This is a genomic window from Janibacter sp. FSL W8-0316 (genome assembly GCF_038004165.1).
Taxonomy (GTDB): domain Bacteria; phylum Actinomycetota; class Actinomycetes; order Actinomycetales; family Dermatophilaceae; genus Janibacter; species Janibacter indicus.
Map to the genome: position 1 here is coordinate 670,540 of NZ_JBBOQX010000001.1, position 16,693 is coordinate 687,232.

15 protein-coding genes are annotated in these 16,693 nt (G+C 71.3%); 9 read left to right on the plus strand and 6 right to left on the minus strand.

Features of this window, described 5'->3' with window-relative positions; genetic code table 11:
• Genes sufC through NYE39_RS03335 form a run of 5 tightly spaced genes read right to left on the minus strand, consistent with a single transcriptional unit; the run spans window position 1 to window position 4,452 of the window.
• Window positions 1-780 carry a Fe-S cluster assembly ATPase SufC gene (gene sufC / locus NYE39_RS03315; RefSeq protein ID WP_072624670.1) on the minus strand — a complete coding sequence of 260 codons (780 nt, stop codon included), beginning with the start codon at window positions 778-780 and terminating at the stop codon, window positions 1-3.
• A 27-nt stretch (window positions 781-807) separates the two neighbouring features.
• The gene (locus NYE39_RS03320; RefSeq protein ID WP_072624671.1) at window positions 808-1,143 is read right to left on the minus strand and encodes a non-heme iron oxygenase ferredoxin subunit; all 336 of its coding nucleotides are present in this window, start codon (window positions 1,141-1,143) and stop codon (window positions 808-810) included.
• Window positions 1,140-2,309, minus strand: a complete 1,170-nt coding sequence (gene sufD, locus NYE39_RS03325) for a Fe-S cluster assembly protein SufD (protein WP_192910304.1) — start codon at window positions 2,307-2,309, stop codon at window positions 1,140-1,142. Before sufD ends, NYE39_RS03320 begins: the two co-directional genes overlap by 4 nt.
• Entirely contained in the window at window positions 2,309-3,730 is a 1,422-nt protein-coding gene (sufB, locus tag NYE39_RS03330) for a Fe-S cluster assembly protein SufB (protein ID WP_192910306.1), read from the minus strand. The genes sufD and sufB overlap by 1 nt, the downstream gene beginning before the upstream one ends.
• Window positions 3,727-4,452 carry a helix-turn-helix transcriptional regulator gene (locus tag NYE39_RS03335; RefSeq protein ID WP_072624674.1) on the minus strand — a complete coding sequence of 242 codons (726 nt, stop codon included), beginning with the start codon at window positions 4,450-4,452 and terminating at the stop codon, window positions 3,727-3,729. Before NYE39_RS03335 ends, sufB begins: the two co-directional genes overlap by 4 nt.
• 87 nt (window positions 4,453-4,539) lie before the next feature.
• On the opposite strand from NYE39_RS03335, the gene NYE39_RS03340 reads away from it, so the two are divergent.
• From NYE39_RS03340 to NYE39_RS03350, 3 genes are read left to right on the plus strand one after another with little or no spacing between them, the layout of a single operon-like run.
• Window positions 4,540-5,250 (plus strand): ABC transporter ATP-binding protein, encoded by a 711-nt coding sequence (locus NYE39_RS03340; protein WP_072624675.1) that lies wholly within the window; start codon window positions 4,540-4,542, stop codon window positions 5,248-5,250.
• Window positions 5,240-5,995 carry an ABC transporter permease gene (locus NYE39_RS03345; protein WP_341011848.1) on the plus strand — a complete coding sequence of 252 codons (756 nt, stop codon included), beginning with the start codon at window positions 5,240-5,242 and terminating at the stop codon, window positions 5,993-5,995. The genes NYE39_RS03340 and NYE39_RS03345 overlap by 11 nt, the downstream gene beginning before the upstream one ends.
• A gap of 55 nt (window positions 5,996-6,050) precedes the next feature.
• Entirely contained in the window at window positions 6,051-6,950 is a 900-nt protein-coding gene (locus tag NYE39_RS03350; RefSeq protein ID WP_072624677.1) for a COX15/CtaA family protein, read from the plus strand.
• A gap of 164 nt (window positions 6,951-7,114) precedes the next feature.
• Here NYE39_RS03350 and NYE39_RS03355 read toward each other — a convergent pair whose 3' ends face one another.
• Window positions 7,115-8,065, minus strand: coding sequence for a heme o synthase (locus tag NYE39_RS03355; RefSeq protein ID WP_072624678.1), 951 nt, complete (start codon window positions 8,063-8,065; stop codon window positions 7,115-7,117).
• 313 nt (window positions 8,066-8,378) lie between these two features.
• Between NYE39_RS03355 and tkt the strand changes: the two genes are divergently transcribed.
• From tkt to pgl, 6 genes are read left to right on the plus strand one after another with little or no spacing between them, the layout of a single operon-like run.
• Window positions 8,379-10,475 carry a transketolase gene (gene tkt, locus NYE39_RS03360; protein WP_192912270.1) on the plus strand — a complete coding sequence of 699 codons (2,097 nt, stop codon included), beginning with the start codon at window positions 8,379-8,381 and terminating at the stop codon, window positions 10,473-10,475.
• Window positions 10,472-11,614, plus strand: a complete 1,143-nt coding sequence (gene tal, locus NYE39_RS03365; RefSeq protein ID WP_072624679.1) for a transaldolase — start codon at window positions 10,472-10,474, stop codon at window positions 11,612-11,614. Before tkt ends, tal begins: the two co-directional genes overlap by 4 nt.
• Entirely contained in the window at window positions 11,611-13,227 is a 1,617-nt protein-coding gene (locus NYE39_RS03370) for a glucose-6-phosphate isomerase (RefSeq protein ID WP_072624680.1), read from the plus strand. The genes tal and NYE39_RS03370 overlap by 4 nt, the downstream gene beginning before the upstream one ends.
• The gene (gene zwf / locus NYE39_RS03375) at window positions 13,224-14,768 is read left to right on the plus strand and encodes a glucose-6-phosphate dehydrogenase (RefSeq protein ID WP_072624681.1); all 1,545 of its coding nucleotides are present in this window, start codon (window positions 13,224-13,226) and stop codon (window positions 14,766-14,768) included. Before NYE39_RS03370 ends, zwf begins: the two co-directional genes overlap by 4 nt.
• Window positions 14,765-15,886, plus strand: a complete 1,122-nt coding sequence (locus NYE39_RS03380) for a glucose-6-phosphate dehydrogenase assembly protein OpcA (protein WP_072624682.1) — start codon at window positions 14,765-14,767, stop codon at window positions 15,884-15,886. The genes zwf and NYE39_RS03380 overlap by 4 nt, the downstream gene beginning before the upstream one ends.
• Window positions 15,883-16,611, plus strand: coding sequence for a 6-phosphogluconolactonase (gene pgl, locus NYE39_RS03385; RefSeq protein ID WP_072624683.1), 729 nt, complete (start codon window positions 15,883-15,885; stop codon window positions 16,609-16,611). The genes NYE39_RS03380 and pgl overlap by 4 nt, the downstream gene beginning before the upstream one ends.
• Window positions 16,612-16,693: the final 82 nt, after the last annotated feature.

Genomic DNA, 16,693 nt, shown 5'->3' on the forward strand with positions numbered 1-16,693 from the left:
TCAGGCCCCTGCGGTCGTGGCGGGCTCCCCCGTCGCGATGAAGCGGTCGTAACCCTCGGCCTCGAGCTGGTCGGCCAGCTCCGGGCCGCCCTCCTCGGCGATCTTGCCGTCGACGAAGACGTGGACGAACTCGGGCTTGATGTAGCGCAGGATCCGCGTGTAGTGCGTGATGAGCAGGACACCGGCGTCGGTCGACTCCTTGGCGCGGTTGACGCCCTCGGAGACCACGCGCAGCGCGTCGACGTCGAGGCCGGAGTCGGTCTCGTCGAGGACGGCGAACTTCGGCTTGAGCAGCTCCATCTGGAGGATCTCGTGGCGCTTCTTCTCACCACCGGAGAAGCCCTCGTTGACGTTGCGGTCGGCGAAGGAGGAGTCCATGCGCAGCTCGTCCATCGTGCCGCGGACCTCCTTGACCCAGGTGCGCAGCTTGGGGGCCTCGCCGTCGATGGCGGTCTTGGCGGTGCGCAGGAAGTTGCTCACCGTGACGCCCGGGACCTCGACGGGGTACTGCATCGCGAGGAAGAGGCCCGCGCGGGCGCGCTCGTCGACGGACATCGACAGCACGTCCTCGCCGTCGAGGGTGACCTCGCCGGAGGTGACGGTGTACTTGGGGTGGCCGGCGATCGAGTAGGCGAGCGTGGACTTGCCGGAGCCGTTGGGGCCCATGATCGCGTGGGTCTCGCCGGACCGGATGGTCAGGGTGACGCCCTTGAGGATCTCCTTGGGGCCGTCTTCGGTCTCGACGCTGACGTGCAGGTCGGTGATCTGGAGCGTTGCCATGTCGGTTCTTTCGGTCGAAGGGGAAGGTCAGTCGGCGAGGGCGACGAGCACGTCGCCGGCCTCGGTGACCTGGACGGTGTGGACGGCGACGGGCACGGTCGCCGGCAGGTTGCTGGGGGCACCGGTGCGCAGGTCGAAGCGCGAGCCGTGCAGCCAGCACTCGATGGCGCAGCCGTCGACCTCGCCCTCGGAGAGCGAGACGTTGGCGTGGGTGCAGGTGTCGTCGACGGCGTGCACGGTGCCGTCGTCGGTGCGCACGATCGCCACGAGGCGGCCACCGATGTCGGCCTTGGCCGCCTCACCCGGGGTCAGCTCGTCGAGGCTGCAGACGCGAATGTAGGCGGGCTCGGCGACGGCACTCATGCCGCACCGCCCTCGAGCTCGACGTCGATCGCGGCCATGATCCGGTCGCTGATCTCCGCGTCACCGATGCGCGCGACGATGCTGTTGAAGAAGCCGCGCACGACGAGGCGACGGGCCTCGTCCTCGGGGATGCCGCGAGCCTGCAGGTAGAACAGCTGCTGGTCGTCGAAGCGCCCGGTCGTCGAGGCGTGCCCGGCGCCGACGATCTCGCCGGTCTCGATCTCGAGGTTGGGCACGGAGTCGGCCCGCGCGCCGTCGGTGAGGACGAGGTTGCGGTTGAGCTCGTAGGTCTCGGTGCCCTCGGCGGCCGCGCGGATCAGCACGTCGCCGACCCACACGGTGTGGGCCGTCTCACCCTGCAGCGCGCCCTTGTACTCGACATTGCTCGAGCAGTGCGGCGCCTCGTGGTCGACGAAGAGGCGGTGCTCGAGGTGCTGGCCGGCGTCGGCGAAGTAGACGCCCAGGCCCTCGAAGGAGCCACCCGGACCGGCGTAGGTCGCGTTGGTGTTGAGGCGCACGATGCCGCCACCGATGGTCACGGCGATGTGCCGCACGCTCGCGTCGCGGCCGACGACCACGTCGTGCTGGCCGAGGTGGTTGGCGTCGTCCGCCCAGTCCTGGAGGGAGACGATCGTCAGCTGCGAGCCGTCACCGGCGAGCACCGAGAGCAGCTCGGTGTAGTCAGCGGTGCCGGAGTGCTCGACGACGATCGTGCCCCGGGCGAAGTGCCCGACGCGCACGACGTGGTGGGCGCGGACGGTGTCACCGCCGGTGCCGGTGAGCGAGATGCGCACCGGCTCGGTGAGCTCGGCCTCGGCCGGGATGTCGATGATCGTCACGTCACCACCGGCCGCGGCGACCGCCGCGGCGCGGTCACCGGGGGCCGGCGCACCGAGCGCGCGGGCCTCGTCGGCGGGGACGACCGAGCGGGTGACGCCCTCGGGCAGGTGGTGGGTCACCTCGAGTTCGGCGGACCCGCCGGCGTCCGCCAGCAGGTCGGTGAGACGCCCGACGGGGGTGAAGCGCCAGTCCTCCTCGCGGCCGGTCGGCAGCTCGAAGTCGGCCACCGACCACGAGCGCGTGCGCTCGGCGCGGGACTGGTCCGGCACCAGGGTCTCGCCGGAGTGGGTGTGGGCCTTGGGGCCCGAGTCAGCCAGAAGGCTCATCAGCCGACGGCTCCTTCCATCTGGAGTTCGATGAGGCGGTTGAGCTCGAGGGCGTACTCCATCGGCAGCTCGCGCGCGATGGGCTCGACGAAGCCACGCACGATCATCGCCATGGCCTCCTCCTCGCTCAGCCCGCGTGACATGAGGTAGAAGAGCTGGTCGGCCGAGACCTTGGAGACGGTCGCCTCGTGACCCATCTGCACGTCGTCCTCGCGGACGTCGACGTAGGGGTAGGTGTCGGACCGGCTGATCGTGTCGACGAGCAGGGCGTCGCAGACGACGTTGGACTTGCTGTTGGTCGCGCCCTCGAGCACCTGCACCAGGCCTCGGTAGGAGGTGCGACCGCCGCCTCGGGCGACCGACTTGGAGACGATCGAGCTCGAGGTGTTGGGCGCCGCGTGCACCATCTTGGCACCCGCGTCCTGGTGCTGGCCCTCGCCGGCGAAGGCGATCGACAGCGTCTCGCCCTTGGCGTGCTCGCCGAGGAGGAAGCATGCGGGGTACTTCATCGTCACCTTGGAGCCGATGTTGCCGTCGACCCACTCCATCGTGCCGCCCTCGGCGACCGTGGTGCGCTTGGTGACGAGGTTGTAGACGTTGTTGGACCAGTTCTGGATCGTCGTGTAGCGCACCCGGGCGTTCTTCTTCACGACGATCTCTACGACGGCGCTGTGCAGCGAGTCGGTCTTGTAGATCGGGGCGGTGCAGCCCTCGACGTAGTGCACGTAGGAGCCCTCGTCGGCGATGATGAGCGTCCGCTCGAACTGGCCCATGTTCTCGGTGTTGATCCGGAAGTAGGCCTGCAGCGGGATGTCGACGCGGACGCCCGGCGGGACGTAGATGAAGGAGCCACCGGACCAGACCGCGGTGTTGAGCGCGGAGAACTTGTTGTCACCGGCAGGGATGACGGTGCCGAAGTACTCGCGGAAGAGGTCCTCGTGCTCGCGCAGGCCGGTGTCGGTGTCGACGAAGATGACGCCCTTTTCTTCCAGGTCCTCGCGGATCTGGTGGTAGACGACCTCCGACTCGTACTGCGCTGCGACACCGGCGACGAGGCGCTGCTTCTCCGCCTCGGGGATGCCGAGCTTGTCGTAGGTGTTCTTGATGTCCTCGGGCAGGTCCTCCCAGGAGGCCGCCTGCTTCTCGGTGGACTTCACGAAGTACTTGATGTTCTGGAAGTCGATGCCGGTGAGGTCGCTGCCCCAGCTCGGCATGGGCTTCTTGTCGAACAGCCGCAGCGACTTCAGGCGCAGGTCACGCATCCACTGCGGCTCGCCCTTGCGGTCGGAGATGTCGCTCACGACGGCCTCGTTGAGGCCACGCTTGGCGCTGGCACCGGCGGTGTCGGCATCGGCCCAGCCGAACTCGTACTTGCCGATGTCCTTGAGCCCTGGGTTGAGCTCTTCGATGTTGGTGCTCATCGGGTGGACCTCTCTGTGTGGGGACGCGCCCCCGCGGTGGGGACGAAGGTGGTGCAGACGTGATCGCCCTGGGCCAGGGTGGCCAGGCGCTGGACGTGGACGCCGAGGAGTCGGCTGAAGGCATCGGTCTCGGCCTCGCACAGCTCCGGGAACTCTGCGGCGACATGCTGGACCGGGCAGTGGCCCTGGCACAGCTGGAGGCCGACAACGACGTCGTGACCGACCGTGCGGGCGCTGGCAGCGTAGCCCTCGGAGCGAAGGGCGGACACCAGGGCCTCGGTGCGGGCCCGGGGGTCGTCGCCCGCGGCGTCGACCTGTGCGGCGCAGCGGGCCTCGAGGGCGCTCATGCGCTGGTCGGCGAAGGCACGCACGGCCTCGGGGCCAACGGTGTCGCGCACGAAGCGGACCGCGTCGGTCGCGAGGTCGTCGTAGTCGGAGGCGAGCCGCTCGTGGCCGGTGTCGCCGACGACCCACTCGCGGGCGGGGCGCCCCCGACCGCGCTTGCCGGTGTGGGGTGCGCGGCTGGTGACGGCGCCGGACTCGGCGAGCTGGTCGAGGTGTCGCCGCACGCCGGTGGCGGTCAGCCCGAGGTGGCTGGCCAGGTCGGCGGCGGTGATGGGACCGCGCTCGCTGATCGTCGCCAGGACCCGGTCGCGGGTGCGAGCATCACGGGTCGCCGCGTCGGTGTCCGACGCGCGTTGGTCCTGCGGAGCAATAACCACACATCCATGTTATGTAATTCGGCCGTGGACACAACAAAGGTATGCCTAACCCCACATCCGGGGTCCGGCTGCCTAGACTCCCCTCTCGTGGATCGTGCCGTCGTCGTGGAGGACCTGCGCCGCGTCTTCGGTGACACCATCGCCGTGGACGGGGCCTCGTGGGCTGCCGGCACGGGCGAGATCACCTGCGTCCTCGGACCCAACGGCGCCGGCAAGACGACGACCATCGAGTGCCTCGAAGGCCTCCAGCAGCCCGACGGCGGCCGCTGCCGCGTCCTCGGCACCGACCCCTGGCAGGCCTCCGCCGACCACCGCGCCCGCGTCGGCGTCATGCTCCAGGACGGCGGGCTGCCGCAGAGCGTCCCGGCCAGCCGCCTGCTCGCCCACCTCGGCCGGCTCTACCGGACCCACCGCGGTCCGGAGCTCGTCGAGAGACTCGACATCACCCCCTTCGCCCGGACACCGGTCCGCCGCCTGAGCGGAGGCCAGCGCCAGCGGGTGGCCCTGGCAGCCGCCCTCCTCGGCGACCCCGAGGTCGCCTTCCTCGACGAGCCGACCGCCGGTCTCGACCCGCACGCGCGACTGGCCGTGTGGGATCTGCTGCGCGAGCGACGCGACGAGGGGGTCGCCCTCGTGGTGACGACGCACGGCTTCGAGGAGGCCGAGCGTCTGGCCGACCGGGTCGTCATCCTCGACCGCGGGCGGGTCGTCGCCGACGACACCCCGGCAGCGATCGCCGCCGGCGGCCGGCTCGAGGACGCCTACTTCGCCCTGACCGGAGGCCTGCGTGGCAGCTGAGTCCCTCTCCCCCGCAGAGCCGCGCGGCCGCCGGGTGCGCGCCCAGGCGCGCTTCGAGGCGGAGATCCTCGTGCGCAACGGCGAGCAGATCCTCGTCGCGCTCGTGCTGCCCGTGCTCGCCCTCCTCGCGCTCGTCGCGAGCCCCTACCCGGAGCTGCCCGAACCCCGCATCGCCCTCGTCGCCCCCGGCGTGCTCGCGCTCGCCGTGGTGTCCACGGCCTTCACCGGCCAGGCGATCCAGACCGGCTTCGACCGCCGCTACGGCGTGCTGCGACTGCTCGCGACCTCGCCCGTCGGCACCGACGGGCTGCTCGCGGGCAAGGCGCTGGCGGTGGCCGGGGTCGTCGTCGGCCAGCTCCTCGTGCTCGGGCTCATCGCCGCCGTCGCCGGCTGGCGGCCCGACCCGCTGGGCCTGCTGGTCACCCCCGTGAGCGCGGCGCTCGGTGTGTGGGTCTTCGTCGCCCTCGCCCTGCTGCTGGCCGGGGTCCTGCGAGCCGAGGCCGTGCTGGCGGTGGCCAACCTCGTCTGGGTCCTGCTCGCCGGCGCCGGCGGCCTGCTCCTGCCGGGCGACACCGTCGGCGGTCTCGACGCGGTGGTCCGATGGCTGCCGTCAGGGGCCCTCGGCAACGCCTTCCGCGACGGGTTGACCGGCGCGGGCATCCCGCTCGTGCCGTGGCTCGTGCTCGTCGCCTGGGGCGTCGTGCTGAGCCTCGCCGTCGTGCGCACCTTCCGCTGGCGGGACTGACCCCCTTCAAGACCCGGTGGTCGGAGCAGGCCCGGCTACGACATACCGTAGTGGCGTGCCCGAGACCCTCCCCCAGACCGCCCGCACGTGGCTGCCGCGCCTGCTCCTGCTCAACCTGATCGTCGAGATCGGCATCGTCGTCACCGGCGGCCTGGTGCGGCTCACCGGCTCCGGGCTCGGCTGCCCGACGTGGCCGGAGTGCGTCCCCGGCTCCTACGTGCCGACGGTCGAGCAGGAGGAGGGCATCCACAAGCTCATCGAGTTCGGCAACCGCACGCTCACCGGCCTGCTGGGCTTCGTCGCGCTCGCGCTGCTCATCGCGCTCTACCGCTGGGCCCGTGACCGGCGCGAGCTGATCACCGGCACCTGGGTGGTCATGGTCGGCATCGCGGCCCAGGCCATCGTCGGGGGCATCACGGTCCGCACGGGGCTCAATCCCTGGATCGTCGCCTTCCACTTCCTGTGCTCGATGGCGCTCATCGCCGTCTCGGCCTGGCTCTACTGGCGCCAGCGGCAGCCCTCCGGCCGCACCCGCTCCCTGCTCCACCCGCTCGTGACGCGTCTGCAGTGGGTGCTCGTCGCCGTCGCCGTCGCGGTGCTCGCGCTCGGCACCGTCGTCACCGGCTCCGGCCCGCACTCCGGCGATGCCGAGACGCCGGCTCGGACCGGCTTCGACCCACGCACCATCTCGTGGCTGCACGCCGACGCCGTGATGCTCTTCGTCGGCATTTGCGTCGCCGTCTGGCTCGGCGCGAAGCTCACCGAGCGTGCCGCTGGTCCCGCGCCCGCCTGGTGGGTCGTGCTCATGGTCACCCTCGCCCAGGGCCTCGTCGGCTACGTCCAGTACCTGACGAAGCTGCCGGAGGTCCTCGTGCTGGCCCACATGCTCGGCGCCAGCCTCCTCGTCGTCGCCATCACCCGCGCGATCGTCCTCTCCCGCACGCCCGTCGACTGATCGAGCGGCCGCCCGGAGGCGCGTCACCCTGCAGTTCGGGCGAAGGGGGTCCGCTCACCCCTGAGTTTCCGGGGGCCGGTTTCCCAGACCGCGCCGAACTGCTCCCTTCGTCAGGGACCAGAGCAGCACGACCCGACCACGCGGGTCGTGCGGGGCCAAGGGGATCAGGAGAGGCCGGGCAGCGGCAGGTGCAGCAGCGGGTCGATCGCGACGCCGAGGAAGAGCAGCGTCACATAGGTGATCGAGAAGTGGAAGAGCCGCATCGGCTTGAGCACCGACTGCTTGGCACCCCGCCCGGCGGCAGCGAGCAGCCGATGGGCCTCGGCGACGAAGAGCCCACCCGAGGCGAGGGCGGCGACGAGGTAGACCCAGCCCATGTCGGCCACCGGGACGAGGGCCAGCGAGGTGAGGACCATCACCCAGGAGTAGGCGACGATCTGGCGTGCCACGGTCGTCATCTGCTCGACGACGGGCAGCATCGGCACCCCGGCCTTGGCGTAGTCGTCGGTGAAGCTCATCGACAGCGGCCAGTAGTGCGGCGGGGTCCAGAAGAAGATGACGAGGAAGAGGATGATCGCCGGCCAGCCGACGGAGTTGGTCACGGCAGACCACCCGATGAGGGTCGGCATGCAGCCGGCGATGCCGCCCCAGACGATGTTCTGCGGGGTGCGCCGCTTGAGGATCATCGTGTAACCGACCGCGTAGAGCACGATCGCGGCGAGCGAGAGCATCGCCGACAGGGGGTTGACCAGCAGCCACAGCCAGGCGGTCGACAGCGCGGTGAGCACCAGGCCGAAGACCAGCGCCGCCCTGGGGGTCACCTCGCCGGTGACGAGCGGACGGTTCTGCGTCCGGCCCATCTTGGCGTCGATGTCGCGGTCGTAGACCATGTTGAAGGTGTTGGCCGCCCCGGCGCTCAGGCTGCCACCGACGAGGGTGAGCACGATGAGCGCGAGGGAGGGGACGCCACGCTCGGCGAGAAACATCACCGGGACCGTCGTGACGAGCAGCAGCTCGATGATGCGCGGCTTGGTGAGCGCGATGTAGGCGCCCACGCTGCGGCGCCACGAACGGGTCGCCGGCGACAGCTCGCGCGTCGACTCGAGAGTGGTCACGGACTGCCTTTGCCGAAGGGGGTTGGGTCACGGCCGACTGGGCACGGCCTCCGAGGAGTCTACCCGCGACGGCCAGTGCTGCCGGCCCCGGGTTGCACTCGTCACGGCTCCGGCGGCCGGGACTAGTGTGGACGGCAGCACGCACGCTCCCGCAGCAGAAAGGTCCTCCGTGAGCACGGACACCGACACCTCGCCCAAGGCTCCCGCGAAGAAGGCAGCCGGTCGTGCTGCCTCGAAGGGAACGACCCGCACCGTGGCCTCGGCCAACCCCGCCGGCCCGGCGGGCACCTCGTCCCGCTCGAGCGACCTGCCGATGCCCGTGGTGAAGAAGGCCGGGTGGAGCGACTTGGACGTGCGCGCCGTCGACACCGGCCGGGTCCTCGCCGCCGACGCGGTCCAGGAGTGCGGCAGCGGTCACCCCGGCACCGCGATGAGCCTCTCCCCCGTCGCCTACCTCCTCTACCAGCAGGTCATGACGCACGACCCGTCCGACCCGGCGTGGCTGGGCCGCGACCGTTTCGTCCTCTCCGTCGGGCACTCCTCGCTCACTCAGTACGTCCAGCTCTTCCTCTCCGGCTACGGCCTCGAGCTCAGCGACCTGAAGTCCCTGCGCACCTGGGGCTCGCTGACCCCGGGCCACCCGGAGGTCCACCACACCGCGGGCGTCGAGATCACCACCGGCCCCCTCGGGTCGGGACTGGCCTCCGCCACCGGCATGGCGATGGCCCAGCGCCGCCAGCGCGGTCTCTTCGACCCCGACGCGAAGCCGGGGACCTCCCCCTTCGACCACACGATCTGGTGCCTCGCCTCCGACGGCGACATGCAGGAAGGCGTCTCCGCGGAGGCCGGCTCGCTCGCCGGCCACCAGGAGCTCGGCAACCTCAACGTCATCTACGACGCCAACCAGATCTCCATCGAGGACGACACCGACATCGCCTTCAGCGAGGACGTGGGTGCGCGCTACCGGGCCTACGGCTGGGAGGTCATCGACGTCGACTGGCGCAAGACCGGTGACGGCAAGGCCTACGTCGAGGACATCGACGCCCTGCTCGCCGCGACCCAGCAGGCGAAGAAGAACACGAAGGCCCCCACGCTCATCGTGCTGCACACGATCATCGCCTGGCCGGCCCCGACCAAGCAGGACACCGGCGCCTCGCACGGCTCCGCCCTCGGCGAGGACGAGGTCGCGGCCACCAAGGAGCTGCTCGGCTTCGACCCGAAGAAGTCCTTCGCCGTCGAGAAGGCCGTCCTCGACCACACCCGCGCGGTGAAGAAGCGGGGCAAGGAGGCCCACAAGGAGTGGGACAAGAGCTTCGCCGCGTGGCGCAAGGCCAACCCCGAGCGGGCCGAGCTGTTCGACCGGGTCGTCGCCGGCAAGGTCCCAGCGGGCCTCGACAAGGCGCTGCCGACCTTCGAGGCCTCCGACAAGGGTCTGGCCACTCGCGCCGCCTCGGGCAAGGTGCTCACCGCCCTGGCCGACGTCATGCCCGAGCTGTGGGGCGGTTCCGCAGACCTCGCCGGCTCCAACAACACGACGATGGACGGTCAGCCCTCCTTCACGCCCAGGAGCAAGCAGACCGACACGTGGAAGGGCGACGAGTACGGCCGCACGCTCCACTTCGGCATCCGTGAGAACGGCATGGGCATGGCGATGAACGGCATCGCCCTCGAGGGGCTGACCCGCGTCTACGGCGGTACCTTCCTCGTCTTCTCCGACTACATGCGTCCGGCCGTCCGCCTGGCCGCGCTGCAGCAGCTGCCGGTCACCTACGTGTGGACGCACGACAGCATCGGCCTCGGCGAGGACGGCCCGACGCACCAGCCGATCGAGCACCTCGCCGCGCTCCGGGCCATGCCCGGTCTCGACGTCGTCCGCCCGGGCGACGCCAACGAGGTCAGCGTCTGCTGGGGCCAGGTGCTCAAGAACCGCTCCACCGCCGCGCTGGCGCTCTCCCGCCAGGGCACCCCGACCATCGACCGCAGCGAGTACGCCTCGGCGAAGGGAGCGGCCAAGGGCGCCTACGTCCTCGCCGAGTCGAGCACCGACGTGCCCGACGTCATCCTCGTCGCGACCGGCACCGAGGTCGCCGTCGCGATGCAGGCTCGGGCCACCCTCGAGAAGGCGAAGATCGGCACCCGCGTGGTCTCCATGCCGTGCCGCGAGTGGTTCGACGCCCAGACGAAGGCCTACCAGGACAAGGTCCTGCCGGCCGCGGTCCGGGCCCGCGTCTCGGTCGAGGCCGCGACCCCCTTCGGCTGGCGCGAGATCGTCGGTGATGCCGGCGAGATCGTCGGCATCGACCACTTCGGCGCGTCGGCCGACGCGGCGACCCTCTACGACAAGTTCGGCATCACCCCGGCCGCCGTCGTCAAGGCGGCCAAGGCCTCCATCAAGAACGCGAAGGGATGACCGTCATGGCCAACCAGCTCCCCACCGCACCCGCTCCGATCGCCGCGCTGCGCGAGGCCGGGGTCTCCGTCTGGCTCGACGACCTCAGCCGTGAGCGGCTGCGCTCGGGCAACCTCCAGGAGCTCATCGACACCACCGGCATCGTCGGCGTGACGACCAACCCGTCGATCTTCCAGGCGGCGCTCGCCGACGGCGACGCCTACACCCAGCAGCTCAACGCCCTGGCGGCCGAGGGCAAGGGCGTGGACGAGGTGGTCTTCGCGCTGACGACCGACGACGTACGCGAGGCCTGCGACCTCTTCGCCCCGATCTTCGAGGCGACCGACGGTGTCGACGGCCGGGTGTCCCTCGAGGTCGACCCGCGACTGGCACACGACCCCGAGGCCACCGCCACCTCCGCCCAGGAGCTCGCCGCGGCGGTCGACCGGCCGCAGGTGCACATCAAGATCCCGGCGACCGAGGCCGGCCTGCCGGCGATCACCCGCACCCTGGCCGAGGGGATCAGCGTCAACGTCACGCTGATCTTCAGCCTCGAGCGCTACCGCGCGGTGATGAACGCCTTCGTCGAAGGCCTCGAGCAGGCCCTTGCCGCCGGCAAGGACATCTCGAAGATCCACTCGGTGGCCTCCTTCTTCGTCTCCCGCGTCGACACCGAGATCGACGCACGGCTCGACGAGATCGGCACCGACGAGGCCAAGGCCCTGCGCGGCCAGGCGGGCGTCGCCAACGCTCGCCTCGCCTACCAGGCCTACGAGGAGGTCTTCAGCACGCCTAGGTGGCAGCGTCTCGAGGCCGAAGGGGGGCGCCGCCAGCGTCCGCTGTGGGCGTCGACGGGTGTCAAGGACCCGGCCTACCCCGACACGCTCTACGTCACCGAGCTCGTCGCGGCCGACACGGTCAACACGATGCCGGAGAAGACCCTCGACGCGACCATCGACCACGGCGAGGTCACCGGCGACACCATCACCGATGGCTACGCGCAGGCCCAAGAAGTCCTCGACCGGCTCGAGGCCCTGGGCATCAGCTACACCGAGGTCACCGACAAGCTCGAGGTCGAGGGCGTCGACAAGTTCGAAAAGGCGTGGGGCGAGCTGCTCGACGGGGTCAGCGCCGAGCTGGCGAAGGCGACCTCGAAGTGACCAGCCTCTTCGTCGCAGCGGCCGGGGCGGCGGCCGACGCGGTCACCGCCCACGTCCCGTCCCTCGTCGCCGACGGCGTCGCGGGCCGCATCTTCGCGCAGGACGCCACGCTGTGGGGGCCTGCCGCCGAGGAGGAGGCCGGCAAGCGGTTGTCGTGGGTCGGCCTGGGACGCACCTCGCGCCACCTCGTCGGAGAGGTCTCGGCCCTGCGCGACGAGCTGCGCGAGCAGGGCCTCGACCGGGTCGTGCTCTGCGGCATGGGCGGCTCCTCGCTGGCGCCGGAGGTCATCTGCGCGACGGAGGGACTGCCCCTGGTGGTCCTCGACTCCAGCCACCCCGACGTCGTGCGCGGGGCAGTCACCGAGCTCGAGCGCACCGTGGTCGTCGTGTCGAGCAAGTCCGGCTCCACGGTCGAGACCGACTCCCAGCGACGGGTCTTCGAGCAGGCCTTCACCGATGCGGGCATCGACCCGGCCGGCCGGATCGTCGTCGTCACCGACCCGGGCAGCCCGCTCGACGAGCAGGCCCGCGAGGCCGGCTACCGGGTGGTCAACGCCGATCCCGACGTCGGCGGCCGCTACTCGGCCCTCACCGCCTTCGGTCTCGTGCCCTCGGGCCTGGCCGGGGCCGACATCGAGGCCCTCCTCGACGACGCCGAGGCCGTCGCCGACCTGCTCGCCGAGGACGACGAGGCCAACCCCGCACTGCGGCTGGGGTCCGCGATCGGCGGGACCTCCCCCCTTCGCGACAAGCTCTACCTCGTCGACCACGGCACCGAGGCTCGTGGCCTGGGCGCCTGGGCTGAGCAGCTCATCGCCGAGTCCACCGGCAAGGACGGCACCGGGCTGCTGCCGGTCGTCCTCCCCCGCCCCGGCGGGCGCACGCCCCCGACGGACGCGACGATCGTGCGGCTCGTGCCCGACGACGGCGACGACAGCGCCCCGGTCGCGGCCTCGACGGTCGACGTCGGGGGCTCCCTCGGCGCGCAGTTCCTCCTGTGGGAGGTCGCCACGGCCGTGGCCGGCCGGCTCCTCGGGATCAACCCCTTCGACCAGCCCGACGTCGAGAGCGCCAAGCAGGCGGCCCGGGACCTGATGTCCGGCTCCGGCGGCGACGAGGTGAGCGATGACTTCGCCGACGGCCCGGTCAGCGTGCGCCACCTCGGTGGTGACTGGCTCGGTGACGCGGCCGACGTCGACGCGGCGGTCGCCGCCCTCCTCGCCCAGGTCGACCCCGAGCACGGCTACGTCGCGGTCATGGCCTACCTCGACCGGGAGGGCGATGCCCCCTTCGCGCAGGTGGCCGACGCCCTGGCCGAGCGGGTCGGACGGCCGGTGACCTTCGGCTGGGGGCCGCGCTTCCTGCACTCGACGGGTCAGTACCACAAGGGTGGTCCGGCGACCGGCGTCTACCTGCAGGTCACCGACACCCCGCGGGAGGACCTGCCCGTGCCCGGCCGGGACTTCACGCTGGGCGAGTTCATCGCGGCCCAGGCCGGGGGTGACGCACAGGTCCTCGCCGACCACGGTCGTCCGGTGCTCGTCCTGCACCTCACCGACCACGACGCGGGGCTGGCACGGGTCACGCGGGCCCTCGCGGGGGGCCGGGCATGAGCCCGGCCCGGGTCACGCCCGACAGCAACCCGCTGCGCGACCCCCGCGACAAGCGCCTGCCGCGCATCGCCGGGCCCTGCAGCCTGGTCCTCTTCGGCGTGACGGGCGACCTCGCCCGCAAGAAGCTCATGCCGGCGATCTACGACCTGGCCAACCGTGGTCTGCTGCCGCCGGGGTTCTCACTCGTGGGGTTCGCTCGCCGTGACTGGGCCGACCAGGACTTCGGCAAGGTCATCTACGACGCGGTCCGCGAGCACGCACGCACCCCCTTCCGCGAGGAGGTCTGGCGCAGCCTGTCCGAGGGCTTCCGCTTCGTACCGGGCACCTTCGACGACCCGGCGGCCTTCGACCTGCTGGCGCAGACCGTGCACGAGCTCGACGAGGCCCGCGGCACGGGCGGCAACCACGCCTTCTACCTGTCGATCCCGCCGGGGTTCTTCTCCACGGTGTGCGAGCAGCTGCAGCGCTCCGGCCTGGCAACACCGACCGACGACTCGTGGCGACGCGTGGTCATCGAGAAGCCCTTCGGGCACGACCTCGAGAGCGCCCAGGAGCTCAACGCCATCGTCGAGCAGGTCTTCCCGCCCGACTCGATCTTCCGGATCGACCACTACCTGGGCAAGGAGACGGTGCAAAATCTGCTCGCACTGCGCTTCGCCAACCAGATGTTCGAGCCGGTGTGGAACAGCCACTACGTCGACCACGTGCAGATCACCATGGCCGAGGACATCGGCATCGGTGGCCGGGCCGGCTACTACGACGGCATCGGCGCCGCCCGCGACGTCATCCAGAACCACCTGCTCCAGCTGCTCGCGCTGACCGCCATGGAGGAGCCGACGAGCTTCAACGCCGCGGCCCTGCGCACCGAGAAGGAGAAGGTGCTCGCAGCGGTCCGCGTGCCCGAGGACCTCGCCTCCGCGACCGTCCGCGGGCAGTACGCCGCGGGCTGGCAGGGCGGTGAGAAGGTCATCGGCTACCTGCAGGAGGACGGCGTCGCCGCCGACTCGACGACCGAGACCTATGCCGCGATGCGACTCGACGTCGACACCCGACGATGGGCCGGGGTGCCCTTCTACCTGCGCACCGGCAAGCGCCTGGGGCGTCGCGTCACCGAGATCGCCGTGGTCTTCAAGCGGGCACCGCACCTGCCCTTCGACGACACCGAGACCGAGGAACTGGGCCAGAACGCCGTCGTCATCCGCGTCCAGCCCGACGAGGGCGTCACGATGCGCTTCGGCGCCAAGGTCCCGGGCAACCAGATGGAGGTGCGCGACGTGACGATGGACTTCGGCTACGGGCGTGCCTTCACCGAGTCCAGCCCGGAGGCCTACGAGCGGCTCATCCTCGACGTCCTGCTCGGCGACCCCCCGCTCTTCCCGCGCCACGAGGAGGTCGAGCTCTCGTGGAAGATCCTCGACCCGATCGAGCGCTTTTGGGCCAGGAGCAGAGCCGCGGTCGAGCAGTACCCGGCCGGCACCTGGGGCCCGGGCGCCGCCGACGAGATGATGCAGCGTGACGGACGCACCTGGAGGATGCCGTGATCGTCGACCTGCCCAATGCCAGCACCTCGAAGATCAGCCAGCGGCTCATCGAGATCCGTGAGGACGTCGGCGCGATGGCGCTCAGCCGGGTGCTCACCCTCGTGCTCGTCGTCCCCGAGGACGACGCTGAGGAGGCCCTGGCGGTCGCCAACTCCGCGAGCCACCAGCACCCCGCGCGGATCATCTGCGTCATCCTCGCCAATGCCCGCGGCAAGGCACGGCTCGACGCGCAGATCCGGGTCGGCGGCGATGCCGGCGCCTCCGAGGTCGTCGTCCTGCGGCTCTTCGGCGAGCTGACCCGGCACGCGCGCAGCGTCGTCACGCCGCTGATGCTCCCCGACGCACCCGTCGTCGCGTGGTGGCCGACCGAGGCTCCCAAGGACGCCTCGCAGGACCCCGTGGGCGCGATGGCCCAGCGACGGATCACAGACTGCGCCGCCGCCGACAACACCTCGGCGACCCTCAAGCGACTGGCCAAGACCTACGCCCCCGGCGACACCGACCTGGCATGGAGCCGGATCACGCTGTGGCGGGGTCTGCTCGCCACGACGCTCGACCGTGCCCCCTTCGAGCAGGTGAGCGCAGCGACCGTGGTCGGTGGCGCCGACTCGCCCTCCGCCGACCTGCTCGCGGGGTGGCTCCAGCACCGCCTGCGGTGCCCGGTGGCCATCGTGAGGTCCCGCACCGGCACCGGCATCGTCAGCGTGCGGCTGGAACGCGCCTCCGGCCCCATCGACCTCGTGCGTCCCCCTGCCGGTGACACCGCGACCCTCGACCAGGCCGGTCAGCCGCGTCGTGCGATCGCGCTCGCGCCCCGGTCGGACGCCGAGTGCCTGGCCGACGAGTTGCGTCGCCTCGACCCCGACGAGGTCTACGAGGACGCGCTCACGCGCGGCCTGCCCAAGGTGACCCGCCGCCGGGTGACGATGACCGACGCGGTCAAGGACGGCATCGTGCCCTCCCCCAGCGATGCCCGCCGCACGGCGGAGCAGCTCGCCGAGGCCTCGCGCGAGGCGATTCGCAGCGCGATGGTCGAGGCATCCCCCGAGGATGCCGACCGGAGCACCGAGGCGGTCAAGAGCGCGGTGCGCGACCGTCTCGAGGAGGAGCCGTCGTGACCGACTCCCTCGTCCTGGTCCACCCCGACGCCGGGACGACGGCCCAGATGATCGCGGGTCGGTTGCTGGCCGCGGTGCAGGAGGCCCTGGCCCTGCGCGGTACGGCGCACGTGGCGCTCACCGGCGGATCCATGGGCTCCGCCCTCGTGACCGCTCTCGCCGACCACCCGGCGGTCTCCGTCGTCGACTGGTCGCGCGTGCACCTGTGGTGGGGCGACGAGCGCTACCTGCCCTCGGGTGACGTCGACCGCAACGACACCCAGAACGTCGATGCCGGCCTCGCCCGGCTCCCGCTCGACCCGGCGAAGGTCCACCACGTGCCCGGGCCCGACGACTCCGAGTCAGCCGAAGCGGCGGCAGCCGCCTACGAGCGGGCGCTGCGGGTCTCGGGCGGTGGCGCGTGGGACGTCGTCCTCCTCGGGGTCGGGCCCGACGGTCACGTGGCCTCGCTCTTCCCCGGTCACCCGGCGCAGCTGCGCGACGACGCCCTGGCCATCGCGGTCCACGACTCGCCCAAGCCGCCCTCGACCCGGGTCTCGCTCACGATGGGCTGCCTGTCGAGGTCGCGCGAGGTGTGGTTCGTCGTCTCGGGTGCGGACAAGGCCGAGGCCGTGGCGAAGGGGGTCGCCGGCGCCTCGCCTGCAGAGAGCAGCGCCGCCCAGGTCCGCGGGCTCGAGCGCACGCTGTGGCTCGTCGACGAGGCCGCCGCCTCCCAGCTCACCTGACGCTCGGACCTGCTGTCGAGTCGGACCGGAGCCACGTCAGACAGACCTGAATCCGCATTACCGTAGGGCAATGCGGATTCAG

Bases quoted from the DNA above. Each gene is read 5' to 3' on its own strand.
- sufC (WP_072624670.1), bottom strand. From the start codon at position 780: ATGGCAACGCTCCAGATCACCGACCTGCACGTCAGCGTCGAGACCGAA.
- tal (WP_072624679.1), top strand. From the start codon at position 10,472: ATGACCGTCATGGCCAACCAGCTCCCCACCGCACCCGCTCCGATCGCC.
- zwf (WP_072624681.1), top strand. From the start codon at position 13,224: ATGAGCCCGGCCCGGGTCACGCCCGACAGCAACCCGCTGCGCGACCCC.
- sufB (WP_192910306.1), bottom strand. From the start codon at position 3,730: ATGAGCACCAACATCGAAGAGCTCAACCCAGGGCTCAAGGACATCGGC.
- NYE39_RS03320 (WP_072624671.1), bottom strand. From the start codon at position 1,143: ATGAGTGCCGTCGCCGAGCCCGCCTACATTCGCGTCTGCAGCCTCGAC.
- sufD (WP_192910304.1), bottom strand. From the start codon at position 2,309: ATGAGCCTTCTGGCTGACTCGGGCCCCAAGGCCCACACCCACTCCGGC.
- tkt (WP_192912270.1), top strand. From the start codon at position 8,379: ATGCCCGTGGTGAAGAAGGCCGGGTGGAGCGACTTGGACGTGCGCGCC.